The organism is Actinomadura sp. NPDC000929 (genome assembly GCF_040492065.1).
GTDB lineage: Bacteria > Actinomycetota > Actinomycetes > Streptosporangiales > Streptosporangiaceae > Spirillospora > Spirillospora verrucosospora.
Genome location: NZ_JBEUPA010000145.1, coordinates 1 through 22,106 on the forward strand (window position 1 = coordinate 1; position 22,106 = coordinate 22,106).

Annotated in this window: 22 protein-coding genes; 10 read left to right on the forward strand and 12 right to left on the reverse strand. The window is 72.7% G+C overall.

Features of this window, described 5'->3' with window-relative positions:
• Window positions 1-80: 80 nt before the first annotated feature.
• The gene (locus ABWI04_RS34445; RefSeq protein ID WP_353835027.1) at window positions 81-848 is read right to left on the reverse strand and encodes an Rv1486c family protein; all 768 of its coding nucleotides are present in this window, start codon (window positions 846-848) and stop codon (window positions 81-83) included.
• Window positions 849-1,074: 226 nt separating this feature from the next.
• Here ABWI04_RS34445 and ABWI04_RS34450 point away from each other — a divergent pair, with 226 nt between their 5' ends.
• From ABWI04_RS34450 to ABWI04_RS34460, 3 genes are all read left to right on the forward strand, one after another.
• Window positions 1,075-1,863 (forward strand): ABC transporter ATP-binding protein, encoded by a 789-nt coding sequence (locus tag ABWI04_RS34450; protein ID WP_345180549.1) that lies wholly within the window; start codon window positions 1,075-1,077, stop codon window positions 1,861-1,863.
• Window positions 1,864-1,968: 105 nt separating this feature from the next.
• Window positions 1,969-2,742, forward strand: a complete 774-nt coding sequence (locus ABWI04_RS34455) for a sulfite exporter TauE/SafE family protein (RefSeq protein WP_345180546.1) — start codon at window positions 1,969-1,971, stop codon at window positions 2,740-2,742.
• Window positions 2,743-2,831: 89 nt separating this feature from the next.
• Complete coding sequence (locus ABWI04_RS34460; RefSeq protein ID WP_345180545.1) at window positions 2,832-3,068, forward strand: DUF8836 family protein; 237 nt, start codon at window positions 2,832-2,834, stop codon at window positions 3,066-3,068.
• Window positions 3,069-3,121: 53 nt separating this feature from the next.
• On the opposite strand, the gene ABWI04_RS34465 is transcribed toward ABWI04_RS34460, so the two are convergent.
• From ABWI04_RS34465 to ABWI04_RS34485, 5 genes are all read right to left on the reverse strand, one after another.
• A complete protein-coding gene (locus tag ABWI04_RS34465; protein WP_345180544.1) occupies window positions 3,122-3,808 on the reverse strand; it encodes a class F sortase in 687 nt (228 codons plus the stop codon).
• A gap of 4 nt (window positions 3,809-3,812) precedes the next feature.
• Window positions 3,813-4,493: an SH3 domain-containing protein gene (locus tag ABWI04_RS34470; protein WP_353835028.1), complete on the reverse strand. Its 681-nt coding sequence runs from the start codon at window positions 4,491-4,493 to the stop codon at window positions 3,813-3,815.
• Window positions 4,494-4,881: 388 nt separating this feature from the next.
• Complete coding sequence (locus tag ABWI04_RS34475) at window positions 4,882-5,796, reverse strand: Rieske (2Fe-2S) protein (RefSeq protein ID WP_345180541.1); 915 nt, start codon at window positions 5,794-5,796, stop codon at window positions 4,882-4,884.
• A 106-nt stretch (window positions 5,797-5,902) separates the two neighbouring features.
• The gene (locus ABWI04_RS34480) at window positions 5,903-8,158 is read right to left on the reverse strand and encodes a molybdopterin-dependent oxidoreductase (RefSeq protein WP_353835029.1); all 2,256 of its coding nucleotides are present in this window, start codon (window positions 8,156-8,158) and stop codon (window positions 5,903-5,905) included.
• Between the two features lie 155 nt (window positions 8,159-8,313).
• Window positions 8,314-8,934: a hypothetical protein gene (locus tag ABWI04_RS34485; protein WP_345180538.1), complete on the reverse strand. Its 621-nt coding sequence runs from the start codon at window positions 8,932-8,934 to the stop codon at window positions 8,314-8,316.
• Window positions 8,935-9,133: 199 nt separating this feature from the next.
• Here ABWI04_RS34485 and ABWI04_RS34490 point away from each other — a divergent pair, with 199 nt between their 5' ends.
• The 4 genes from ABWI04_RS34490 (at window position 9,134) to ABWI04_RS34505 (ending at window position 13,508) form a co-directional block, all read left to right on the forward strand.
• Complete coding sequence (locus ABWI04_RS34490) at window positions 9,134-10,234, forward strand: CapA family protein (RefSeq protein ID WP_360348967.1); 1,101 nt, start codon at window positions 9,134-9,136, stop codon at window positions 10,232-10,234.
• A 40-nt stretch (window positions 10,235-10,274) separates the two neighbouring features.
• On the forward strand, window positions 10,275-11,030 hold the full coding sequence (locus ABWI04_RS34495; protein ID WP_353835031.1) for a MerR family transcriptional regulator: 756 nt from the start codon (window positions 10,275-10,277) through the stop codon (window positions 11,028-11,030).
• Window positions 11,027-11,614 (forward strand): GyrI-like domain-containing protein, encoded by a 588-nt coding sequence (locus tag ABWI04_RS34500; protein WP_345180529.1) that lies wholly within the window; start codon window positions 11,027-11,029, stop codon window positions 11,612-11,614. Before ABWI04_RS34495 ends, ABWI04_RS34500 begins: the two co-directional genes overlap by 4 nt.
• A 73-nt stretch (window positions 11,615-11,687) precedes the next feature.
• On the forward strand, window positions 11,688-13,508 hold the full coding sequence (locus ABWI04_RS34505) for an SDR family oxidoreductase (RefSeq protein WP_353835038.1): 1,821 nt from the start codon (window positions 11,688-11,690) through the stop codon (window positions 13,506-13,508).
• Between the two features lies 1 nt (window position 13,509).
• On the opposite strand, the gene ABWI04_RS34510 is transcribed toward ABWI04_RS34505, so the two are convergent.
• Together ABWI04_RS34510 and ABWI04_RS34515 are read right to left on the reverse strand one after the other, a co-directional pair.
• A complete protein-coding gene (locus ABWI04_RS34510) occupies window positions 13,510-14,499 on the reverse strand; it encodes an AraC family transcriptional regulator (RefSeq protein ID WP_345180526.1) in 990 nt (329 codons plus the stop codon).
• Window positions 14,496-15,602: an LLM class flavin-dependent oxidoreductase gene (locus ABWI04_RS34515; protein ID WP_345180525.1), complete on the reverse strand. Its 1,107-nt coding sequence runs from the start codon at window positions 15,600-15,602 to the stop codon at window positions 14,496-14,498. Before ABWI04_RS34515 ends, ABWI04_RS34510 begins: the two co-directional genes overlap by 4 nt.
• A 108-nt stretch (window positions 15,603-15,710) precedes the next feature.
• Here ABWI04_RS34515 and ABWI04_RS34520 point away from each other — a divergent pair, with 108 nt between their 5' ends.
• Complete coding sequence (locus tag ABWI04_RS34520; RefSeq protein ID WP_353835032.1) at window positions 15,711-16,472, forward strand: endonuclease/exonuclease/phosphatase family protein; 762 nt, start codon at window positions 15,711-15,713, stop codon at window positions 16,470-16,472.
• On the opposite strand, the gene ABWI04_RS34525 is transcribed toward ABWI04_RS34520, so the two are convergent.
• Window positions 16,469-17,242 carry an SAM-dependent methyltransferase gene (locus ABWI04_RS34525; RefSeq protein ID WP_353835033.1) on the reverse strand — a complete coding sequence of 258 codons (774 nt, stop codon included), beginning with the start codon at window positions 17,240-17,242 and terminating at the stop codon, window positions 16,469-16,471. The genes ABWI04_RS34520 and ABWI04_RS34525 overlap by 4 nt on opposite strands.
• A 149-nt stretch (window positions 17,243-17,391) precedes the next feature.
• Here ABWI04_RS34525 and ABWI04_RS34530 point away from each other — a divergent pair, with 149 nt between their 5' ends.
• Window positions 17,392-18,450, forward strand: a complete 1,059-nt coding sequence (locus tag ABWI04_RS34530) for an MBL fold metallo-hydrolase (RefSeq protein ID WP_353835034.1) — start codon at window positions 17,392-17,394, stop codon at window positions 18,448-18,450.
• Between the two features lie 10 nt (window positions 18,451-18,460).
• Here the strand turns inward: ABWI04_RS34530 and ABWI04_RS34535 are convergent, their stop codons facing one another.
• Genes ABWI04_RS34535 through ABWI04_RS34545 form a run of 3 tightly spaced genes read right to left on the reverse strand, consistent with a single transcriptional unit; the run spans window position 18,461 to window position 20,815 of the window.
• Complete coding sequence (locus ABWI04_RS34535; RefSeq protein WP_353835035.1) at window positions 18,461-19,222, reverse strand: class I SAM-dependent methyltransferase; 762 nt, start codon at window positions 19,220-19,222, stop codon at window positions 18,461-18,463.
• On the reverse strand, window positions 19,219-19,866 hold the full coding sequence (locus ABWI04_RS34540) for a GNAT family N-acetyltransferase (RefSeq protein WP_345180514.1): 648 nt from the start codon (window positions 19,864-19,866) through the stop codon (window positions 19,219-19,221). Before ABWI04_RS34540 ends, ABWI04_RS34535 begins: the two co-directional genes overlap by 4 nt.
• 4 nt (window positions 19,867-19,870) lie before the next feature.
• Window positions 19,871-20,815, reverse strand: coding sequence for a LysR family transcriptional regulator (locus tag ABWI04_RS34545; RefSeq protein ID WP_353835036.1), 945 nt, complete (start codon window positions 20,813-20,815; stop codon window positions 19,871-19,873).
• Between the two features lie 97 nt (window positions 20,816-20,912).
• On the opposite strand from ABWI04_RS34545, the gene ABWI04_RS34550 reads away from it, so the two are divergent.
• Window positions 20,913-21,884 carry a nitrilase family protein gene (locus ABWI04_RS34550; protein WP_353835037.1) on the forward strand — a complete coding sequence of 324 codons (972 nt, stop codon included), beginning with the start codon at window positions 20,913-20,915 and terminating at the stop codon, window positions 21,882-21,884.
• The last annotated feature ends 222 nt before the right edge of the window (window positions 21,885-22,106 follow it).

A 22,106-nucleotide genomic window follows, 5' to 3' on the forward strand; every position in this document is an offset into this window, starting at 1 on the left:
GGGAACACCGCGACGGCACGGTCGGCAGATCGGGCAGGGCGGTCGGAGAGAGCGGGTCCGACCCGGTGCCCTGCGCTTCGCTAGCGCTCCGCTCCGGGCACCGGGTCGAAGGCACTGTTGCAAGCCGCCACCAGGGCGCGGCGCACGGCGGCGTCCAGGAGGCGGAGGGCCTCGCCGCGGCGCCTCATCTGGTCGGCGCTGAGGCCGCGGTCGTCCATCTGCCGGGCGAGGTCGACGACCAGGGAGAGGCGGCCGGCGAGGGCGGCGACGCGGTGGGCGCGGGGCGGGTAGCCGGGGGACAGCGGGTGGTCGCCGCGGTCGGGGTCGCGCAGGTCGACCAGCGCGTCCGCGATCTCGGGCGGCGCGCCCGCGAAGTCGTCGACGGCCAGCAGCGCCTCGGTGGCGTCCCGCATGGCGAGCGTGAGCCGCCGGTCGGCCTCCGCGAGGGACGGGACGTCGGGCGGCGCCGCCGACGCGTCGTGCGTCGTCCAGCGGACGCCGACGTAGGACGAGCCGCGCCGGTCCTCCGACGGGACGAGCCCCATGCCCCGCCCGTCCAGCACCGCGACGGCGGCGGCGCCCGCCTCGATCGCCGCGGCGTTGAAGGACGGCGGCCCGGTCAGACCCAGCGGGTCGCCCGGCTCGGGCAGGGCCAGCCGCAGCGCCCCCAGGCCGCCGACGCGCAGGTCGCCGAGGCCGCGCCGCAGCGTCACCTCGGCGGGCTCGCCGCCGACGATCTGCGGGCCCGCGCTCTTCTCGACCTCGTCGACGGCCTCGTCCAGGCCGACGTGCCCCGTCAGCCAGGCGTTGCCCCAGGCGACGAGGGCGATCGCGACGGCCCTGCTCATACGTCCGTGCTCATTCTCGGTCTCGTGCGTTCCGCAATGGGCATGCGATCCACGATAAGCGTTCGGATCGCCGGTGCCACCGGACGTAAGGGACCTCTCGCGGCGCGGGGGTGTTCCGAAGCCGTTCCCCTGGTGCGATCCCGGGGGGCCACGGCCGCCCCGGATCGCATAGGTTCTTTCCTGCAAGCGGGAGCACGGACCACCGGATTGGGGACGAAGGCGCGCGATGGCAGGCGAGGTGCTTCAACTCCGCGGAGTCGGGGTCAGGCGCGGCGGGGCCACCCTGCTGCGCGACGTCACATGGACGGTCGACGAGGGCGACCGGTGGGTCATCGTCGGCCCGAACGGCGCGGGCAAGACCACGCTGCTGCAGATCGCCGCCGCCATGCTGCATCCCACCGAGGGCAGCGTCTCGATCCTGGAGGAGGAGCTCGGCCGCACCGACGTGTTCGAGCTGCGGCCGCGGATCGGCCTCGCCAGCTCCTCCGTCGCGGAGAAGGTCCCGGCCGGTGAGACGGTCATCGACCTGGTGCTGACCGCCTCGTACGCGATCCTCGGCCGCTGGCAGGAGGAGTACGACTCGACCGACCTCGACCGGGCCGTCGCGCTGCTGGAGGCCCTCGGCGCCGCCGACCTGATCCGCCGGACGTTCAGCACCCTGTCGGAGGGCGAGCGCAAGCGCGTCCAGATCGCCCGCGCGCTGATGCCCGACCCCGAGCTGCTGCTCCTCGACGAGCCCGCCGCCGGCCTCGACCTCGGCGGGCGCGAGGACCTCGTGGCCCGGCTCGCCGCGCTCGCCGACGATCCGGCCGCGCCCGCCATCGCGATGGTCAGCCACCACGTGGAGGAGGTCCCGGAGGGCTTCACCCACGCGCTGCTGCTGCGGAGCGGGCAGGTCGTCGCCCAGGGCAAGGTGGACGAGGTCTTCACCCCGGGGCACCTGTCGGAGACGTTCGGGCTCCCGCTGACGATCGACCGCCAGAACGGCCGCTGGTACGCCCGCTCGGCCCGCTGAACCGGGCGGGATGCCACAAAACGACCCCCGATCGTCGGCCGCCCGCCACGGCGTCCCTACGATGTACGCGCCGTCGGGAACTCGTAGCGCAGGGATGGGACGGACGTGAATCTGCTTGACGCGGCCGCCGTCTTCGCGGCCGGTGTGGCCGCCGGAGGCATCAACACGGTCGTAGGGTCCGGCTCCCTGATCACCTTCCCGACCCTGGTGGCGCTCGGCTACCCGCCGGTGGTCGCGAACATCTCCAACAACATCGGGCTCGTCCCGGGCGGCGTGACGGGCGCCTACGGCTACCGGCACGAGCTGAAGGGGCAGCGCGGCCGGCTGACGCGCCTGGCCACCGGCTCGTTCGTCGGCGCCGTGATCGGCGGCCTGCTGCTGCTCGGCCTGCCCGCCGAGGCGTTCGACGTCATCGTGGTCGCGCTGATCGTCATCGCGCTGGTGCTGGTGATCGTGCAGCCGCGCCTGCAGAAGTGGATGCAGCGCCGCCGGGAGGGCGAGCACCGGCCGCAGCACGGCGGCCCGGCGCTGTGGGTCGGCGTGCTCCTCGCGGGCGTGTACGGCGGCTACTTCGGCGCCGCTCAGGGCATCATCCTCATCGCCCTGCTCGGCATCATGCTGGACGACGACCTGCAGCGCCTGAACGCGGGCAAGAACGTCCTGTCGGCCGTCGTGAACGGCACCGCCGCGATCCTGTTCACGCTCATGTGGCTGTTCGCCGACGCCGAGATCGACTGGTGGGTCGTGCTGCTCATCGCCGCCGGCTCCACCTGCGGCGGCATGATCGGCGCCAAGGTCGGCCGCCGCATCCCGCCGCTGGCGCTGCGGGCAGTGATCGTCGTCGTGGGCCTCGTCGCGATCGTCAATCTCCTGGCCTGACCAGGGCTTTCGCACCTTTTGGGAGGGTTGCGGGCGCGGCGTTCCGGGTATAAGTCGAATATACGTTCGACTACCGGAGGTTCGCGCGGATGAAGGGCGACAAGGTCGAAATCGTGATCGACGCCGGCGAGGGGACGCGGACGTACGAGGTCGCGGCGAGCCGGGCGGGGCGCCGCGTGGAGATCGCGACGCGGCGCGGCGTCGTGGAGGTCAGCGAGGTCACCCGGACGGGGACCCCCGTCCGCACGGCCCGTTTCATGGCGAGCCGCGTCCTGGCCCTGGTGGAGCACCCCGTGGCCTCCGACGGCCGCGAACCGTCCGGCTGACCGCCGCGGGCCCGGCCCGGCGGGGTCGGGCCGGGCCCGGCGGCGACCGGCCGTCAGGACTTGCGGTGGGTCCCCGGAACGGCGTTCCGGGGAGCGGGGATCAGGGACGCGTAGACGATGACGTTGTCCAGGTAGTGCCCTCGCTTGGCGTCGAACCGGCCGCCGCAGGTGACCAGGCGCAGTTCCGGCCGGCCCTGCTGCCCGTAGACGCTGTCGGTCGGGAACTCGTCCTTGTCGACGCGCTTGATCCGGTCGATGCGGAAGGCCGGGGCCGTGCCGTCGGCGCGGACGACCTCGATCGTGCCGCCCGGACGGAGCGCACCGAGCCGGTAGAAGGCGCCGGGGCCCGACTTCGAGTCGACGTGGCCGACCAGCACGCTGCTGCCGTTCTCGCCGGGCGTCGGGCCGTCCTCCCACCAGCCGACCTCCCGGACCCGGTCGAGCGGCGGGACGCCGAGCGTTCCGTCCCGTTCGGTGGCGACGCGGCGGATCGGCGCGTCGACCTTGATGGACGGAATTCTGACGCGTTCGGGATTGGAGGGCCGAAGTGCGATGTCCGGCTCGGGTTCGGCACTTCTCGGGGCAGGCCGCACGATGTCGGAGGACGGCGGTTGCGGCGGCGGATCGGAATGGTCGCGCACCAATCCCACCACGAACATCGCGGTCCCTGTCGCGATGAGCGCGGCGGCCAGCCGGTACCGGAAACGGTTCGACCGGCCGCCGCGCCTTCTCCTGTCCATGGGCTCAGGAAACGCCCTTCACCTGACGGCGACGGGCCACGACGGCGATGCCGCCGCCCAGGGCGAGAACCCCGAGACCGGCGCCGGCCAGCATCGGGAAGCTCGACATCGAGGTGCCGCCGCCACCGGCCATGACGCCGCCGTGCGGCTTGATCGGCTTGAGGAACCGCACGGCGACCCACTTGCCGATCCAGGCCGGCGGGACGCTCTGGCGCAGCTGGGTCCAGCCGCTGTTCTTGCAGTCGGCGCCGATGTGCTTGCCGAAGGGCAGCGTGCCGACCTGCTTGAACTTGACGCCGGGACCGTTGCGGACCGCCAGGCCGTGCCGTGCGGTGACCTCGTACCGGCAGACGCGGACGGGCGTGATCTGCTTGAGGAACCGCACGGCGACCCACTTGCCGATCCAGGCCGGCGGGACGCTGCCGCGCAGCTGGGTCCAGCCGGTCTTCTTGCAGTCGGCGCTGATGTGCTTGCGGAACGGCAGCGTGCCGACCTGCTTGAACTTGACGCCGGGACCGTTGCGGACCGCCAGGCCGTGCCGTGCGGTGACCTCGTACCGGCAGACGGCCGCCTGGCGGGCGACGGTCGCCGCCTCGGCGTGGTTCGCGTCCGTCGCCGCTACGGCGACGGCTCCGCCGGACAGCAGCGACAGCCCGCTCGCCGCACCGGCCACGGCGAGTGCCATGCCGGTTCGCGCGCTTGTCCTCATTCTTCCCCCATCGAAATGATCTTCGGTGCCGGAGGTGTCCGGCATCGTTCCTTGATCACGCTTCCCGAGGGGAATTCCGTGCATGTCGTTCTGGTCGCAAACAATGAGAATAGTGATCAGTGTGCACTGTGAAGGCTTTGTCGCGGAACGGCCAACGGCTATCTCCATACCGCTGACTAAATGCCCATAATGGACATCCGGACCCCATTAAAAGGGGTCAATCAGTGAAACCCCCATGATCTCCCCGAGGTCGGGGCCATACCGGCATCGTCCGGAGGGCGGCGGGCACGCGCGAAGGCGCCCGCGCGCATGCGCGGGCGCCTCAGATCGAAGCCGTCAGATCGAAGCCGTCAGATCGAAGCCGTCAGACCGGGCGGACCTGGAGGGTGCCCTCCTCGGTCACGCGGGTCTCGAAGGACGGCTGGCGGGCGGTGGCCGGGCCGTGGACGACGGAGCCGTCGGCCACGCGGAACGTGCTGCCGTGCCAGGGGCAGACGACGCAGGTGTCGGCGCCTTCGCCGGTCAGGACGCGGCCCTGGTGGAGCGGTCCCGCGAGGTGGCTGCAGCGGTCGGCGAGGACGTGCACCTCCTCGCCCTGCCGCAGCACGAACAGGTCGATGTAGCCGAGGCGGCGGGAGACGGGCCAGCCGTCCGGGAGGTCTTCGACGGCGCACAGGTCGTGCCAGCCGAGCGGGACCAGGTGGGCGAGCTGGTCGGCGTGGCTGGCGCCGGCGGCCTGCCGGAACGCCAGATGCCCGCCGAGGTAGGCGCCGGCGACGAGGGCGCTGAGGCCCGCGAAGCCGAGCGCGCGCCCGGCGGCGTCGCGGCCCTGGTGGCGGGCGACGAAGGACGCCGAGTAGAGCATGCTCGCGGTGGCCGTCCCGGCGGCGTGGACGAGCCCGACGCGCTGCTGCTCGCGGTGCAGGGCCGACCAGTCGGCGATGCCGGTGAGGACGGTCGGGACGGCGCCGGCGAGCCCGGCGGCGACGAGGACCTGCGAGGCGCGGCGCGTGCCGGGGACGAGGTCGAGGACGGCGGCCGACATCCACAGCCCGATGGGCAGGTCGGTGAGCGGCGCGTGGGCCGGATGGCCGACCGGGACGCCGTGCAGGGCGTCCTTGACCGGCCCTGGACGCAGCACCCGCCGGACGGCCCCGGACAGGACCCGGATGGGACGGTCCAGGCCGTCGGCGTGCTCCAGCCTCTCGGTGGCGTCGGCCAGCCGCGCGGTCGCCTGGGGGCTCTCTCCGCGCCGGAAGATGTTGACCCGTCGGTTCATGCCCCTCCTCCGCGGTCCTGCTGGGACGCCTGTTGCGACCCTAGTCTCCCGCGTTCCTCCGCGGCCAGTCATACCTACCTGGTGCCGGGAGGGGCTAAACAACGGGTCAGCGGGCCGCCTCCAGGGTGACGGGGACCCCGTTGAGGACGGCGTTGCCCGAGAGCGGGTCGATCTCCTGCTCGTCGGTGACGGCGTTGACGTTCACCCCGGCGTGCCGGCTCGCGACCCGCGTCCGGGTCCCGGGGCGGTCGTGGCCCCAGCCGTGCGGCAGGCTGACCACCCCGACCATGATCGTGTCGGTGGGCTCGGCGACGGCCTCCAGAACGCCCGCCCGGGACGTGACCCGGACGGTGTCGCCTGCGGTGACGCCGAGGCGGTCGGCGTCGGCCGGGTTGAGCTGGAGGGTGCAGGTGTTGGAGCCGCGCACGAGCTCGGGGACGTTGTGCAGCCAGCTGTTGTTGGACCGCAGGTGCCGCCGCCCGATCAGCACCATGCCGCCGGACGTCCCCGGGCCGCGCAGGGCGGAGCGGAGCCGGTCGACGTCGGCGGCGCACGTGGACGGGCACAGCTCGATCCGGCCGGACGTGGTGCACAGGACCTCCTCCAGCCGCGGCTTGAGGGCGCCGAGATCGAGCCCGTGCGGGTACTCGGTGCGCAGCCGCGTGAGCGTCAGGCCGGTGAAGCCCGCGTCGCCGCCCGGCTCCTCCCGCAGCGCGGGCTCGCCGCCGAACGCGTCGCCGTAGGGGCCGAGGCGGAGCATCATGTCGAGCCGCTGCTCGGTGAGGGTGCCGGTGTCGAGCATCTTGCGCAGCTCGTCGGGCTCGCGGCCGAGCACCGGGGACCCGGGGAGCGTGACGGCCTTCTCCAGCGTCGCCTTGATGATCATTTCGTCGAGCAGGGCGGGGTCGCCGTCCGTGCCGGAGGCGGCCATGGCGAGCCGCGCGAGGATCTCGGCCTCGCCGGGCCGCCCGTCCGGCAGCGGGACGGCCGGCGGCGAGTAGCGCGCGTAGTCGCGGACGGCGAGCCCGGTGAGCGCGATGTCGTAGTGCGGGGTCTGCGCGGGCCGCGGCGGCGGCAGGACCACGTGCGCGTGCCGGGTCGTCTCGTTCAGGTAGGGGTCGACGCTGACCATGAACTCCAGACCGGCGAGCGCGCGGTCGAGCCGGGCGGCGTTCGGCGCCGACAGCGCCGGGTTCCCGCCGATCGTGATCAGCGCTCTGACCTGCCCCTCCCCGGGCGTCTCGATCTCGTCGGCGAGCGTCGCGACGGGCAGCTCGCCGTTGACCTCGGGCAGCCCGCGGACGCGGCTGCGCCACCGCCCGGTCGTGAACGGCTTCTTGCGCCGGTACACCGGGGCGTGGGCGGGCCGCGGGAACATCGCCCCGCCCGGCCGGTCGAGGTTCCCGGTGAGGACGTTCAGGACGTCCACGAGCCAGCTGTTCAGCGTCCCGTAGGCCTGGGTGCACGTGCCGATGCGGCCGTAGACGGCGGCGCGCTCGGCGGCGGCCAGCTCGCGCGCGGTCCTGCGGATCGTCGCGGCTCCGACGCCTGTGACGTCCGCGACGTCCTCGGGGGCGAAGTCGACGGCGAGGGCGCGCAGGTCGTCGAGCCCGTTGACGCGCCCGGCCAGGTGCCCGGCGGACGCGACCAGCTCCTCGGCGAACAGGGTGTGGACGAGCGCCATCAGGAAGAACGCGTCCGTCCCGGGCCGGATGAACAGGTGCTCGTCGGCGAGGGCGGCCGTCCGCGTCCGGCGCGGGTCCACGACGACGATCTTCCCGCCGCGTGCCCGGATCGCCTTGAGCCGTCCCGGGAAGTCGGGGGCGGACGCGAGGCTGCCGTTGGACTCCAGCGGGTTCGCTCCGAGCATGAGCAGGTGCCCGGTGCGGTCGAGGTCGGGCACGGGGATCGCCAGGGGGTCGCCGAACATGTGCCCGCACGCGACGTGCTTGGGCATCTGGTCGGCGGTGCTCGCGGTGAAGAGGTTGCGGGTGCCGAGCGCCTTGACGATCGCGGACCCGTACAGTGGCCCGGCGATCGAGTGGGCCGTCGGGTTGCCGAGGTAGACGGCGACGGCGTCGCGCCCGTGCCGCGCGACGACCTCGGCCAGCCGCCGGGCCACCGTCTCGAAGGCCTCGTCCCATCCGGCGGTCTCGCCCGCCACGAGCGGCTCCGCCAGCCGGTCGGGGTCGCCGTCGAGGCTTCCGAGCGTCGCGCCCTTGGGGCAGATGTAGCCCTTGCTGAACGGATCCTTCTCGTCGCCGCGGACCCGCGTGACCGTGCCCGCCTCGTCGAGGGTCAGTGCGAGCCCGCACAGGGCTTCGCAGAGGGGGCAGGTGCGGAAGGCCGTGCGGTCGCCCATCGAGACACTCCTTGTGAACGGGACCGTCTCTCTATGATGGCCGCCCGCCTCTCACCGCGCTATGCCGCAAAGTGAACTATTAAGACACTGCGCGGCTTTCCCGCCAGTAATCACCATTCAGCGCGCCGCGCTCGCGTTCTTCCCTCGGGACGCGGTCAGGGGGCGAAGGGCGGGGCGGTTTTGAAGACGGGGTGCAGTTCGATGGTGGGGGCCAGGTCCGTGAGGATGCGGCGGGCGCGGGACAGGGGGTGCTGGGGGAAGTGCGGGTCCCAGCCGGGGTCCTCGGAGAGGTTGCGGGGCAGGCCGCCCTGGAGTTCCGGGGCGTAGGCGTGCTGCGCCCACCAGCGCATCATGTCCTGGAGGTCGCGGCCCTGGCCGTACTCGGTCAGGTAGTGGTTGAGCGCGGTGCTGTCCCGCATCCCGGTGACGCCCTGCTCCAGGCACTGGATCTTCAGGACGAGGCTGCGGTCCGCGCGCGGCACCGTGAAGGAGGCGACGTACGCCACGCCGGTCGGGCGGTCGGGCAGCGGCAGCTTGATGATCTGCCGGACGGCCGGGAGCCCGTCCAGCGTGACCACGTCCAGTTCGATCAGCCCGCCGCCGGACCCGGCGGTCTTGGCGGCGGTGTCGCGGCGCAGGAGGTCGAGCTGCTCCAGGGGGGCGGGCAGGTCGGGCGGGACGTCGAAGCCGTAGAGGGCGACGGTGTCGCCGTCGGCGTTGCGGAAGGCTCCGGGTTGGAGGGGCTGCCAGCCGGTCTGGTCGAAACGCAGGGACATGAAGCTGCACGTTAACGCACAGAACGGGGCGTAGGGGGAGCGTCGGTCGCCGCCCGCGGGCGGACGGCCGTCTCCATGAACATGAACGGTTCAAGAGAAAGAGTTCTACGTCTTTGCCGGGACGCGGCGCGCTCATGGCATGCTGGGCCGATCCGACCCACAGGTCCACGGGGGGCCGGACGGAGGCGAGGCGATGGCCATGCGGGGGAAGACGGGCATGCGGGGGGCGACGGCCCTGGTCGTGGTCGGAGTGGCACTGGCCGCGGCGGCGTGCGGCGGCTCGGACAAGTCCAAGGCGGAGGGCGCGACGCCCCCGGCCTCGCCGTCCGGCGGGCAGCAGGGCGGAACGCGGCCGGCGAAGGCCGCCAAGCAGCCGATCCTGCTCGCCTTCGGCGGCGACACGCACTTCGAGGGGTCGCTGCGCGGGAGGCTGGCTCAGCCGTCCACGGCGCTGGGCCCGGTCGCGAAGCAGCTGCGCGCCGCCGACCTCGCCATGGTGAACCTGGAGACGGCCATCACGACCGGGGGGACGCCCGCGCCCGGCAAGCAGTTCACCTTCCGGGCTCCGCCGACCGCGCTCACGGCTCTGAAGGCCGCGGGCGTCGACGTGACCTCCATGGCGAACAACCACGGCATGGACTACATGGAGGGCGGCCTGCGCGACTCCCTGGCCGCCATCAAGCGCAGCGGGTTCCCGGTCGTCGGCATCGGCAAGAACGCGGACGCCGCCTACCGGCCTTACCGCGTCACCGTGAAGGGCAACAGGATCGCCATCGTCGGCGCCACGCAGGTGCTGGACGACCACCTGATCCAGGCGTGGACGGCCACCGACACCAAGGGCGGCCTCGCGTCGGCCAAGGACGTCCCGCGCATGGTGCAGGCGGTGAAGGAGGCGCGCCAGGGCTCGGACGTCGTCATCGTCCACCTGCACTGGGGCGCCGAGCTGAAGGGGTGCCCGCTGCCCCGCCAGCAGGAACTCGCCAAGGCCCTCGTCGAGGCGGGCGCCGACGTCGTCGTCGGCGGGCACGCGCACATCCCGCTGGGCGGCGGGTACATGAACGGCGCGTACGTCCACTACGGCATGGGCAACTTCGTGTTCTCCTCCGCGCAGGGCCAGACGGCGAAGTCCGGCGTGCTCTTCCTCAAGGTGGAGAACGGCAAGGTCACCAAGGACAAGTGGAGCCCCGCGCTCATCTCCGGCGGCATCCCCGTGCCGATGCAGGGCGCCGCCGCCAAGGCGGAGGTCCGGCGATGGAACGGCCTGCGTTCGTGCACGGGGCTGAGCGCGCGTCCGTCCTGAGCTGGACTCTCCCACTGCGGGAGGGCCCAGGGTGGGGTCCGTGAGCAAGGATCTCCTCCCGATCGGACGGTTCGCGCGGCTGTGCCGGCTGAGCGTCAAGCAGCTGCGGCACTACGACGACCTGGGGCTGCTTGCCCCGGCGTGGGTCGACCCCGCGTCCGGCTACCGGTACTACCGGACCGGCCAGGCGCGGGACGCGCTGCTGATCGGGCTGCTGCGGTCGATGGACGTGCCGCTGCCGAACGTCGCGCGGGTCCTGGGCGGCGAGGGCGGCGCCCTCGCGGAGGCACGGGACAGGGTCGAGGCGGACGTCGCCCGGCGGCGGCGCGCCCTGCGGCTCCTGGACCGCGTGGTCGCCGAGGGACTGCCGGAGACGGAGGTCTCGGTCGTCCGGGAGCCGGCGCGGCGCGTGTTCGTCGCGCGGGAGTCCGCGACGCCGGCGACGATCGACAGGGCGACCTCGGCGTGCGCGACCCGGCTGCTGCCCAGGTTGGGGCCGGGCGGCCTGCTGGTCGGCCTGTTCCCGCTCGACATGGGGGACGAGTTCGACGTGCGCGTGGCCGTCCAGCACGAGGACGGCGACGACCTCCTGCCCGGCGGCCGGTTCGCCGCGGCCCTCCACACCGGTCCCTACGAGGAGATCGCGCTCACGGTCCACGGCGTGCTCGCGTGGTTCGGCGACTACGGGCAGACGCCCGCCGGGCCGGTCCGCGAGGTGTACCTCAACGACCCCGCGACCACGCCGCCCGAACACCTGGAGACCCGGGTGATGATTTACGTGGAGGATCCTCGATGACGAGCGCGACCGATCGGGCGCACGACCGGACGGGGGCGCCCGCCCAGGGCGCACCGGGGTGGTACGAGGCGGCCGACGAGCCGGAACTGGTGGAGCACGGGACCGTGACCGGCCTGGCCGTCACGGGTCGGGGCGAGCCGGGAGGCGCCGTCTACTACGAGAGCGTGGGCGCGCTGTACGCGGTCATGGAGGCGCTCGGCGCGCCCCCGGCGCCGCTGGAGGGGCGGTGGTGGGTCGAGGACGACCGCTCGCCGTTCGAGGTGCCGCGCGAGGAGTGGCGGTGGCACCTGTTCCTCCGGCTCCCGGACGGGACGGCGACGATCGACGCCGCCCGCGCGCGGGCCTGCTCGGGCCTGCCCGCGGCGGCACGCGTCCAGCACGTTTCCTACACCGACGGACGGTGCGTGCAGGTGTTGCACCGTGGGCCGTACTCCGAGGAGCCCGCCTCCCTCGCCCGCATGGAGGCGCTGATGGAGGCCGAGGGCCTGGTGCCGAACGGCCTGCACCACGAGGTCTACCTGTCCGACGTCCGAGAGGAGGATCCGGCCAGAATGCGCACGATCCTGCGCCAGCCGGTCCGCTAGGGAACTGTGGACACGCCGCCTCAGGAGCGTAGTTTCACGGGAAACGAGCTCCTAGGGACAGGCGGGCGTGCCGATGCGTGACCAGTGGGTGAGGTCGGGCGAGATCGAGCTGGCGGTGCGGGTGCGGGGCGTGGAGAACCGGCCGACGGTCGTCCTCGTCCACGGCTACCCGGACACGGGCGCGATGTGGGACGAGGTCGCCGGGCGGCTCGCCGAGCGGTTCCGCGTCGTCGTCTACGACGTGCGCGGGGCCGGCGCGTCCGGCGTCCCGGCCGACCCGCTGGACTACCGGCTGGACGCGCTGATGGGCGACCTGGAGGCCGTCCTGGACGGCGTGGGCGCCGACGAGCCCGTCCACCTGGTGGGGCACGACTGGGGCTCGGTGCAGGGCTGGGAGGCCGTCATCGGCGACCGGCTGCGTGGCCGCGTCGCCTCGTTCACCTCGATCTCCGGGCCGGACCGGCGGCACATGGCCCGCTGGGCCAGGGAGGCCGTCCGGTCCGGGCCGCGGGGCGTCGCGGAGGTGCTCGGGCAGGCGCGGCGCAGCGTCTACATGCCGGTCCTGATGACGCCGTGGGCGGGCGAGGTCGCGGCGAGGGTCCTCGCCGCCGGATTCGGTCGGGTGATGCGGCTGCGTGAGGGCGCCGAGCCGCGTCCCGGGCACCCGGCCGGCACGCTGCCCGCCGACGCCCGCCACGGGCTCGGCCTGTACCGCGCCAACATGGGCCGCGGCCGTGCTGCCATGGGCGGTGCCGGCATGAGCCATGCCGGCGCGGGCGCGCTCGGCGACGGGCGGACGGACGTCCCCGTCCAGCTCATCGTCCCCGTGAAGGACCGCTACGGCTCGCAGGCGCTCCTGCTGTCCGCGCGCGGGCCCGTGGAGCGCCTGTACGTGCGGCGCGCACCGGCGGGGCACTGGGTGGCGCGCAGCCACCCCGACCTCGTCGCCCGCTGGATCAGTGAGTTCGTGGAGCACGTCGAGGGCAGGCCGGAGACGCCCGCGATCGCCCACGCGCGCGCGGCCGGGCTCCCCGGCAAGGACTTCGGAGGCGACCTCGTCGTCATCACGGGGGCGGGCAGCGGCATCGGGCGCGCCACCGCCCGTGCCTTCGCCGCCGCAGGGGCCCGCGTCGTCGTGGCCGACATTGACGAGGGCGCCGCCAAGCGCACCGTGGAGGAGATACAGGCGTCCGACGGCGAAGCCCACGTCTACGGGGTGGACGTGGCCGACGCGGAGGCGATGGAACGGTTCGCCGACTACGTCCGTGACACGTTCGGGGTCCCCGACATCGTCGTGAACAACGCGGGCATCGCCATCGCGGGGTCGCTGCTTGAGACGTCCGAGGAGGAGTGGAACCGCATCCGCTCCATCAACCTGGACGGCATGTACCGGGGTTCGCGCCTGTTCGGACGCCAGATGGTCGAACGCGGCGAGTGGGGCCACATCGTCAACATCTCGTCGATGGCCGCCTACCTGCCCAGCGCGGAGATGCCCGCGTACGGCGCCACCAAGGCCGCCGTGCTGCAGATGACCGAGGGCCTCCGTCTCGACCTCGACCGCTACGGGATCGGCGTCTCCGCCGTCTGCCCGGGGGTGATCGACACCCCCATCGTCGGCAGGACCCGCTTCGTCGGCCTGCCGTCCGGCGCGGAGACCGAGCTGCGCGAGCGGATAGGGCGCGCGTCCGAGCGCCGGGGGTACGCGCCGGAGAAGGTCGCGGGGGCCATCCTGCGGGCCGTCCGGCACGACAGGCCGGTGGTGCTCGTCACCGCCGAGGCGCGCTTCGGCCGCGTCCTCTCCCGCGTGTCGCCCACCGCGAACCGGGCCCTGGCCCGCATGGGGCGGCGCGCCGGGGACCGCCTCCGGACGGGCGTGGAGGGGCCCCGGGGCTGACTCAGGCGCGCATCAGGGTCTGCGAGGGCGTCTCGCCGAAGCGCTGCCGGTAGTGGGCGGCGAAACGGCTCATGTGGAAGTACCCGGCCGCCCCGGCGACCTCGGTGATCGCTCCGGGCCCGGGCCGGGCGACGGAGAGCTCCGCGCGGGCGCGGTCGAGCCGCACGCCGCGCAGCAGCTGCGTGGGCGTCATGCCCCACTCGGCCTGGCAGACGGCCTGGAGCTGCCTCACGCCGAGCCCCACCGCCGCCGCGATGTCGGTGACCCCGACCGGGCGGTGGTGGTGCGCCTCGACCCACTCCCGGATGATCCCGGCCAGATGGTGGGGGACCCGGTCGGCGGGCTCGGCGAGCTTCGGCGTGCCCGTGTGGGGCAGGCCGAGCAGGATCGCGGTCAGCAGCGACTCCTCCAGGCTGCGCTCCGCCAGCGGGTGGAGGCCGCCCTGCGCCGCCGCGTCGTCGAGGACGTCGCACACGTACCGCCAGGTGCGCTCGACGATCGAGGACGGCACGAGGCCCTCCCCGCCGTCGTGGAAGCGCAGCGGCGCGGCGTGCCCGCGCCCGAGGTGGGCGCCGAGATGGTCGGCGAGCCGCCCGGTGCTCGTCGCGATGACCAGGCAGCCCTCCGTCGGATGCGGCGTCATCCGCATCGCCTCGTCGTGCGACAGGACGAGGCTTCCCGCGGAGGTCGTCCGGCGCCCGGAGGCCCGGTACTCGACGCCCATGGGCGCCATCGGCGCGCACAGGGCGAAGTGCCCCTCCGTGGGCGGCGTGTCCACGATGACGCCGCCGCCCCCGTACCGCACCCAGACGAGGTTGACCGAGCCCACGCCGAGGGCGTTGACCAGGCCGTCCATCGGCACGTCCGGTTCGAGCGCCTGGAGGTCGTGGCCGACGGCGAACGGCTCGACCGTGTCGTGCAGGACTCCCATGTCCTTGCTGAGGACGCGCCGGTGGGCGGACAGGGGCGGCTTGGCATCGGAAGAAGTCATCGTCCTGGCGGGGAAGCCGTTTCCTCATCGTCGGCGGACAGAACACCTCGGGCGCGCAGCCGCGGCATGACCTCGGCGGCGAAGTAGCCCAACTCGTCAGCGTAATTGAGGAACGACAGAGCGATACCGTCGAATCCCGCATGAGCGAAATCCGCCAGCCCGTCCGCGACGTCGTCGGGGTCGCCGACCAGCGGGCAGCTGCCGTGGCCGGCCGCGAACCTGTCGCGGTACACCTGGAGCATCTCCGGGGTGAACGACTGAGCGTGCAGCCCCTGCAGGCGCATCACCTCGTCGACGGCGGGCCAGTCGGCGCGCTCGTCGGCGTAGTAGCGCAGGAAGTCCTCCGCCTCCTTCCTGGTCGGCCGGCACACGACATGGCCGAGCGTGAAGACGCCCACCGACCGGCCGTGGGAGGCGGCCTCGGTGCGGATGGCCTTCACGATCTCGGCCCCGTCCTGCGGGCCGCCGACGACGGTGAACGCCCGGTCGGCGTTGCGCGCGGCGAACGAGCGCCCCTGCGTGGACGACCCGGCGTTGATGACGGGCAGGCTGTGCCCGTTGTACGGCTTGGGCCTGCCCACGACGTGCTTGAGCTGGAAGAACCGCCCGTCGTGGTCGAACGGCTCATCGGACGACCAGATGCGCCTGACGACGTCCCACCACTCCTGCGCGAGGGCGTAGCGCGTGTCGTGGTCGCCGGGCAGCGAGAGGCCGAACATCTCGTATTCGGGAGCGTGCCAACCGGCCACGATGTTCAGCCCGACCCGCCCCTTGCTGAGGTGGTCGGCGGTCGCGAGCTGCTTGGCCGCGACGACCGGGTGGTGGAACGCGGTGTGGACGGTGGTGAACACGCGGAGCCGGCTCGTCTGGGCGAGCAGCCCGGAGGCCCACACCAGCGGATCGAGGGCGCTGCGGTGGAAGTCGGTGTCCGGCCCCCAGTCCGTCCAGCGCGCGACCGGCAGGAGGAAGTCGATGCCGACCTCGTCCGCGATCCGTGCGAGCCGGAGATTGTCGTCCCAGGTGGCGTGCCATCGCTCCGGCGCTGTCGTGATGGCCAGCCCCGATTCGGTGTTGGGGGAGAACAAGCCGAGTTGGAATCCCATGCAGAACCTTTCTTGTCCGGCGCGCCCGGTATTGGCGGTCCGGTCGTCGCGCCCAAGTATCGGAAGGCGTCGCCCCGATGGGCAACGCGGTGACATAGAGTGGCCGCCATGCAGGCGCGCGTGCTCACGTTCAACACCCTTTTCAAGGGCGAGGCCCGCGCCCGGATGGGCGTCCTGGCCGAGACGATCGAGCGGTCGGACTACGACGTCGTCTGCCTGCAGGAAGTCATCTCGTGGCGGGTGCTGGCCCTGCTGCGCCGCGTCGCCGCCTCGTATCCGCACGTCTCCTACTCGCCGATGTTCCCGCTCGTCCGCGGTGGCCTGGTGACCCTTTCCCGCCACCCGGTGACGCGCCGTCATTTCCGGGCATACGCGCCCGCCGGGCCGGCGCGTCCCGAATGGCTGCTGGGCAAGGGCGCCCTGTTCACCCGGGTCCGGCTCCCCGGCGGCCACCTCACCGTGGTGAACACCCACCTCTCGGCGAACCTGGACATGGACTGGTCCCCCTCGAACGTCTACACGCGAGTCGAGAAGGGGGAGCTGCGCCGGCTGGCGGCGGCCGTCGACCGGATTCCGAAGGCGGAACCGCTGGTGGTGATGGGCGATTTCAACGTCCCCCGCGATTCCCCCTACCTTGCGGAGTTCGTTTCGAGCACCGGCCTGCGGGACGTTTTCGGCGGCGACACGGAACCGACCTTCCGCCCCGAGTACGCCGAGATCGGCGCCATTGACCAGGTGCTGGTCGGGCCGGGCCTCCAGGCGAAGGCGCGCCTGGTCTTCAAGGAGAAGGTCCGCCTTCCCGGCGGGCGTTCGACCGTCCTGTCCGACCATTACGGGATCGAGGCCGAGATCACGGGACGGAACGGCTAGCGGTCCTTGCGGGCCACGGCCGTCCAGCCGGCGTCGGTGATGTACTCGCCGCCGTAGGGGCGCCATTCGTGCAGGCGGACGACGCCCGGGTCGACGATGGTGAGGCCGTCCAGGAGCGCGGCCACCTGCTCGCGGGTCCGGGCCACCAGGCTCGCGCTCGCCGCCTGCGAGCGGTAGGTCTCCCCGACCCGCACGTTGCGCCGTTCCTCCAGCGCCGCGTGCGACAGGATGACGTGGCTGCCGGCGGGCAGGGCCTCGGTGAAGCGCCGGACGAGCGCCGCCGGTTCCTCCTCGTCGCGGAGGAAGTGCAGGACGGCGACGAACAGCACGCACATCGGGCGCCGGAAGTCGAGCAGCGCGCGCACCTGCGGATCGTCCAGCACCGTGTCCGGTTGGCGCATGTCGGCCTGGACGATCGTGGTCAGCTCGTCCGTGGCGACGAGGGCCCGCGCGTGGACGGTCACCATCGGGTCGTTGTCGACGTACGCGACCCGTGCGCGGGGCTGCTCCTCCCGCGCGGTCTCGTGCACGTTGCCCTGGGTGGGCAGGCCGGTGCCGATGTCCAGGAACTGGTCGATGCCGCGTCCGGCCACGTAGCGGACGGCGCGCTGGAGGAACGCGCGGTTCGCGCGGGCGACCCCCTCGACCGTGGGCAGCGCCCGCGCGACCGCCTCCGCCGCCTCGCGGTCGGAGGCGTAGTTGTCCTTGCCGCCGAGGAAGTAGTCGTACATGCGGGCGACGCTCGGCGTGCCGGTGTCCACACCGGGCACGGACGAGGCTTCTCCGGAGTCCGCCATCCCGTCGCCACGACCTTCCTGACCGGCCCCAAATCGTGATCATTCAGTCTATGTCGCGGGCGTCGCGCGCGGGCGGACGCCGCGCGGCGGTGAGGCTGCCACGCGGCGGTTAGGCTGCCGCCATGTGCGAGACCGGTGGCGGGACGGGTGAGGCGGCGGCGTCGGCGCCGCGCCCGGTGCACGGCGCGGCGGTCGATCCCGTCGCGCTGGAGCCGGTGGACGAGGTCGAGATCGTCACTCTCGTCGACAACGTCTACGACGCCCTGCTGGGCGATGACGAGCGGACCCGCCGGGCGGGCGCGGGCGCGGGCGTGGTGGCGGCGCCGCAGTTCGAGGGCGGCCGCACCACCGCGGGAATGATCGCCGAGCACGGCTTCTCGGCGCTGGTCACGGTGCGCCGGGCCGGCCGCTCCACGACCCTGCTGTTCGACACGGGCCGGTCGCCCGACGCGATGGTCACGAACGCCGACAGGCTCGGCATCGACCTCGGCGACATCCAGGGCGTCGTGCTCAGCCACGGCCATTTCGACCACGCGGGCGGGCTGGCGGGGATGGTGGGCCTGCGCGGCGTGCGGTCGATGCCGATGGTGCTGCATCCGCTGGTCTGGACGAGGCGCCGCCTCGCCGTGCCCGGCCGGGACGTCGAGGAGCTGCCAACGCTGAGCAGGCGGGCGCTGGACGGGGAGGGCTTCCAGGTCATCGAGCGCCGCGAGCCCTCGCTGCTCCTCGACGGCAGCGTCCTGATCACCGGTGAGGTCGACCGGACGACCGAGTTCGAGCACGGCATGCCGCCGCCGCACCAGGCCTGGACGGGCAGGGAGTGGGCGCACGACCCGCTCGTCCTCGACGACCAGGCGCTCGTCGTCCACGTCCGGGGCCGCGGGCTGGTCGTGCTGACCGGCTGCGGCCACGCGGGCGCGATCAACATCGTCCGGCACGCGCAGCGGCTGACGGGGGTCGGGGAGCTGCACGCGCTCGTCGGCGGGCTCCACCTCGGCGGCCCGGCCTTCGAACCGGTCATCGCGCCCACGGTCGCCGCCCTCACCGGCCTCGCGCCGGGGCTCGTCGTCCCGGGGCACTGCACCGGCTGGCGCGCCCAGCACGCCCTGGCCGCGGCGCTGCCCGACGCCTGGGTGCAGGGCAGCAGCGGCACCGCGTACCGGCTGAGCGCCGCCGCGTAGCGCGCCCGCCTCACGCCGGCCGGCGGGCCTCGATGAGGGTGCGGGACGAATGGGCGGTGAAGACGCCGTCGCGCCGGATCCGCTCGTCCAGCTCGCGCAGGCGGTCATGGTGGAGGTCCACGGTGAAGCCGGGGACGATCCAGATCACCTTGCGCAGGAAGTAGACGACCGCGCCGATGTCGAAGAACTCCATGCGCAGGCGCTCGGAACGTAGGTCGACGATGTCGAGCCCGGCGGCGCGGGCGGCGGCGCTCTCGGCCTCCGGGTCGCGTGCGCGGCGGGCCTCGGGCTGTGGGCCGAGGAAGAACTCGGTCAGCTCGAAGACGCTCGCCGGGCCGACGTGCTGGGCGAGGTAGGTTCCGCCGGGGGCGAGGACACGCGCGATCTCGGTCCACCGGACCGTGGCCGGATGGCGGCTGACGACCAGGTCGAACGCATCGTCGGCGAAGGGGAGCGGCGCATCAGCGGAGTCGGCGACGACGACGGCGCCCCTGGGGTGCAGGAGCCGGGTGGCCTTGGCGACGTTCGGCGGCCACGACTCGGTCGCCGCCATCGTCGGCGGGAACACCGCGGCGCCCGCGAGCACCTCTCCCCCGCCGGTCTCGACGTCCAGCGCCGCCCGCGCCCGGCCCAGCCGCTCGCTCATCAGCCGCTGGTATCCCCAGGACGGGCGCTGCTCCGTCGCGCGGCCGTCCAGCCAGGAGAAGTCCCAGCCCGCGACGGAGACCGTGGCGGCCTCGGCGACCAGATCCTCGAACGTCCGGCCCGTCATTTCGGAAGCCCCAGCATCGTCCGGCAGGGGGCGAGGCCCTCGATGGTGACGGGGACGGTGCGGTGGCGTTCCCAGTCGGCCCGGGTCAGACGGTACCGCCGTTCGATGGTCACCGCCCCGCGGACGACGTGGCGGTCGACTCCGTTGGGCTGGTAGCCGAGCTTGCGCGACACCGCGCTCGACGCGTGGCTGTCCTCGAAGGCGGCGGAGACGGCCTCCTCGGCGTCCAGGCCCGCGAAGGCCAGATGCAGGACGGCCGCTCTCATCTCCGTGCCGATCCCCTGCCCGTGGTGGCGCCGGCCGAGCCACGAGCCGGTCTCGACCTGCCGGAGGACGACGAGGTCGCGCGCCCAGAGGGTCTGCTGCCCGACGACTTCGCCCTCGCGGAACACGGTGAGGTCGAGCTCCCACTTCTCGGGCGTCCATTCCCCGAGCGTCCTCCAGTGGTGCTGGACGACGCCCCGCGCGACCTCGGCGGGCGGGGCGTCCGTCCACGGCACCATGAACGGCATCGTCTCCGGGTCGTGGACGCCCTCGGCGGCGAGGTCGGCCAGCGCGGCGAGTTCCTCGGGCGACGGCAGGCGCAGTTCCAGCCGCGGCGTCCTCAGCCGCAGACCGAGCGGCGGGAAGTGATCGACCAGCATTCCTTCACCATGGCCCTTCCGGCCCGTCCCCGGCACCTGGTTTTGTCATTGCGGGCGAAGGCGGCCTGTCGTCTTGCCGTGCGGCCACTTCCCGCACGACCGTCACAAAGTTGCCGGTCAGCGGATTGCGGGCCTGCCGATTCCACACGGCCCCGATCTGCCAGGTCGCAGCCTCGTGGTCCACCGCTTTGAGCATGACCTGCGCCGGTGCGATAGAGCCCGCGCTGACCGGGACGAACGCGACACCGACGCCCGCCGCCACCAGCGCGAGCACGGTCTGCAGGTCATGTGCCTCCTGCACCACCTCGGTGTCCACACCGAGGCAGGCGCGGAACCCCTCGATCTGTGAAGCCAGCCCTGGCCCCTTCACCTGAGCCAACGCGACGAACGGCCGCCCCGCCGCCCATCGCGCCACATCATCCGCGTTCTCTGGCGGTGAATCCCCCGCCGTGGCGATCGCGAGGCGGTCGGTCCGAAGGGGCAATCGTTCCCACTTCTCACCGACCGGCAGCCGAACGAACCCGACGTCCAACTCGCCCGTTGCCAGCCGCTCCAGTTGCGTGTGTGAGGACATGTCGTCCAGGACGATGCCCACGTCCGGGTAGCGCCGCCTGAACGCCGCCACCGCCCGCGGCGCGAGCTCGATGCTCGACATGCCGAAACCCACCGACAGCCTTCCGATCTCCCCGCAGGCCATCCGGTTCATTCGCACGGCCAAGGTGTCGGCCCGCCGCACCAGATCCTCCGCCTCGGGCAGAAGGACCGCGCCGAGGTCGGTGAGCGTGGCGCCGTGCCGACCCCGATGGAACAGCCGTCCCCCGACCTGCGTCTCCAGTGCCTGGATCTGTTTGGTCAGAGCCGGTTGGGTCATGGCCGACGCCAGCGCCGCCCGGCCGAAGGCACGGTGCTCGACGACTCTCAGGAAGGAGCGGAGCAGACGGATATCCATTCCCAGAGGTTATGTCATCGATCCAAAGATTTATTGGACGAATGTGCGGCGAGAGGGTTCGGTGGTGAGCACGCAGGAGCGGTGACGAGGAGGAACCATGCGTTGTGCGACCGTCCAGTTCGAGCATCGGCCCGATGACAAGGCCTACAACCTGGCCAGGATCGAGCACTTCACCACGCGGGCGGCCCAGGCCGGGGCGCTGGTCGTCGTCTTCCCCGAGATGTGCGTGACGGGCTACTGGCACCTTCGCCGTCAGACGGCCGAGCGGCTACAGGAGCTCGCCGAGCCGGTGAGCGGCCCGTCTGTGACGTTCGTCCGCGGGCTGGCGGGCACGCTGGGCGTGGCCGTGGGCGTGGGCTTCCTGGAAATCGATGATCAAGGACGCCTGTTCAACTCCTACGCCATGTGCCTGCCGGACGGGGACGTCCACGTTCACCGGAAACTGCACGCGTTCGAACACGAAGCGATCTCCAGTGGCGACCGCTTCACCGTCTTCGACACCCCGTGGGGCGTGCGCATGGGAGTCCTCATCTGCTGGGACAACAACCTTGTCGAGAACGTCCGGGCGACCGCGCTGCTGGGCGCGGTGGTCCTCATCGCGCCTCACCAGACGGGCGGCACCGCCTCACGCAGCCCGCACGGCATGCGCCCGATCCCCATGGAACTGTGGCGGGGCCGGGACCGGGATCGCCAGTCGATCGAGGCCGAGCTGCGCGGGCCGAACGGGCGGGAGTGGCTGATGCGCTGGCTGCCCTCCCGCGCCCATGACAATGGCCTCTTCCTCCTGTTCAGCAACGGGGTGGGCGAGGATGACGATGAGGTTCGCACTGGCAACGCGATGATCCTCGATCCGTACGGCAGGATCCTCGCCGAGACCTGGGCCGCCGAGGACGCCATGGTGGTCGCCGATCTCGATCTCGACCTGCTGCCCATGTCGACCGGCCGTCGCTGGATGCAGGGGCGGCGGCCCGAACTCTACGAGATCCTCACACGCCGCTTCGGCGGCGAACGCGACGCCCGCAGCGCCCGTTTCTCGACCGAGCCCGTGCCGCTCCACCGGCCGAGGTGACCGTGGAGACGGTCGCCGGTGGGCTATGCGACAGGTCGGACTTACCGTCCGCAGTGCCCGGGACCGGCCCCCGGACACGCGACGCCCACGCGAACGGCGAGGGGGTGGTGGGGGCCGCGCTGCGGGCCCCCCCCCCCCCCAAAAAAAAAGAAACATCCGGGGGGGCCGGCCCCGGAGGGGCCGGGGCCCCCGGGGCAAGGAAGATGGGGGGGGGGGGGTATA

What these genes read in the sequence shown, in the direction of transcription:
- ABWI04_RS34445 (WP_353835027.1), bottom strand. Translation starts at nt 848, where the DNA reads ATGAGCAGGGCCGTCGCGATCGCCCTCGTCGCCTGGGGCAACGCCTGG.
- ABWI04_RS34450 (WP_345180549.1), top strand. Translation starts at nt 1,075, where the DNA reads ATGGCAGGCGAGGTGCTTCAACTCCGCGGAGTCGGGGTCAGGCGCGGC.
- ABWI04_RS34460 (WP_345180545.1), top strand. Translation starts at nt 2,832, where the DNA reads ATGAAGGGCGACAAGGTCGAAATCGTGATCGACGCCGGCGAGGGGACG.
- ABWI04_RS34465 (WP_345180544.1), bottom strand. Translation starts at nt 3,808, where the DNA reads ATGGACAGGAGAAGGCGCGGCGGCCGGTCGAACCGTTTCCGGTACCGG.
- ABWI04_RS34470 (WP_353835028.1), bottom strand. Translation starts at nt 4,493, where the DNA reads ATGGCACTCGCCGTGGCCGGTGCGGCGAGCGGGCTGTCGCTGCTGTCC.
- ABWI04_RS34475 (WP_345180541.1), bottom strand. Translation starts at nt 5,796, where the DNA reads ATGAACCGACGGGTCAACATCTTCCGGCGCGGAGAGAGCCCCCAGGCG.
- ABWI04_RS34480 (WP_353835029.1), bottom strand. Translation starts at nt 8,158, where the DNA reads ATGGGCGACCGCACGGCCTTCCGCACCTGCCCCCTCTGCGAAGCCCTG.
- ABWI04_RS34485 (WP_345180538.1), bottom strand. Translation starts at nt 8,934, where the DNA reads ATGTCCCTGCGTTTCGACCAGACCGGCTGGCAGCCCCTCCAACCCGGA.
- ABWI04_RS34490 (WP_360348967.1), top strand. Translation starts at nt 9,134, where the DNA reads ATGCGGGGGAAGACGGGCATGCGGGGGGCGACGGCCCTGGTCGTGGTC.
- ABWI04_RS34500 (WP_345180529.1), top strand. Translation starts at nt 11,027, where the DNA reads ATGACGAGCGCGACCGATCGGGCGCACGACCGGACGGGGGCGCCCGCC.
- ABWI04_RS34505 (WP_353835038.1), top strand. Translation starts at nt 11,688, where the DNA reads ATGCGTGACCAGTGGGTGAGGTCGGGCGAGATCGAGCTGGCGGTGCGG.
- ABWI04_RS34510 (WP_345180526.1), bottom strand. Translation starts at nt 14,499, where the DNA reads ATGACTTCTTCCGATGCCAAGCCGCCCCTGTCCGCCCACCGGCGCGTC.
- ABWI04_RS34515 (WP_345180525.1), bottom strand. Translation starts at nt 15,602, where the DNA reads ATGGGATTCCAACTCGGCTTGTTCTCCCCCAACACCGAATCGGGGCTG.
- ABWI04_RS34520 (WP_353835032.1), top strand. Translation starts at nt 15,711, where the DNA reads ATGCAGGCGCGCGTGCTCACGTTCAACACCCTTTTCAAGGGCGAGGCC.
- ABWI04_RS34530 (WP_353835034.1), top strand. Translation starts at nt 17,392, where the DNA reads ATGTGCGAGACCGGTGGCGGGACGGGTGAGGCGGCGGCGTCGGCGCCG.
- ABWI04_RS34535 (WP_353835035.1), bottom strand. Translation starts at nt 19,222, where the DNA reads ATGACGGGCCGGACGTTCGAGGATCTGGTCGCCGAGGCCGCCACGGTC.
- ABWI04_RS34540 (WP_345180514.1), bottom strand. Translation starts at nt 19,866, where the DNA reads ATGCTGGTCGATCACTTCCCGCCGCTCGGTCTGCGGCTGAGGACGCCG.
- ABWI04_RS34545 (WP_353835036.1), bottom strand. Translation starts at nt 20,815, where the DNA reads ATGGATATCCGTCTGCTCCGCTCCTTCCTGAGAGTCGTCGAGCACCGT.
- ABWI04_RS34550 (WP_353835037.1), top strand. Translation starts at nt 20,913, where the DNA reads ATGCGTTGTGCGACCGTCCAGTTCGAGCATCGGCCCGATGACAAGGCC.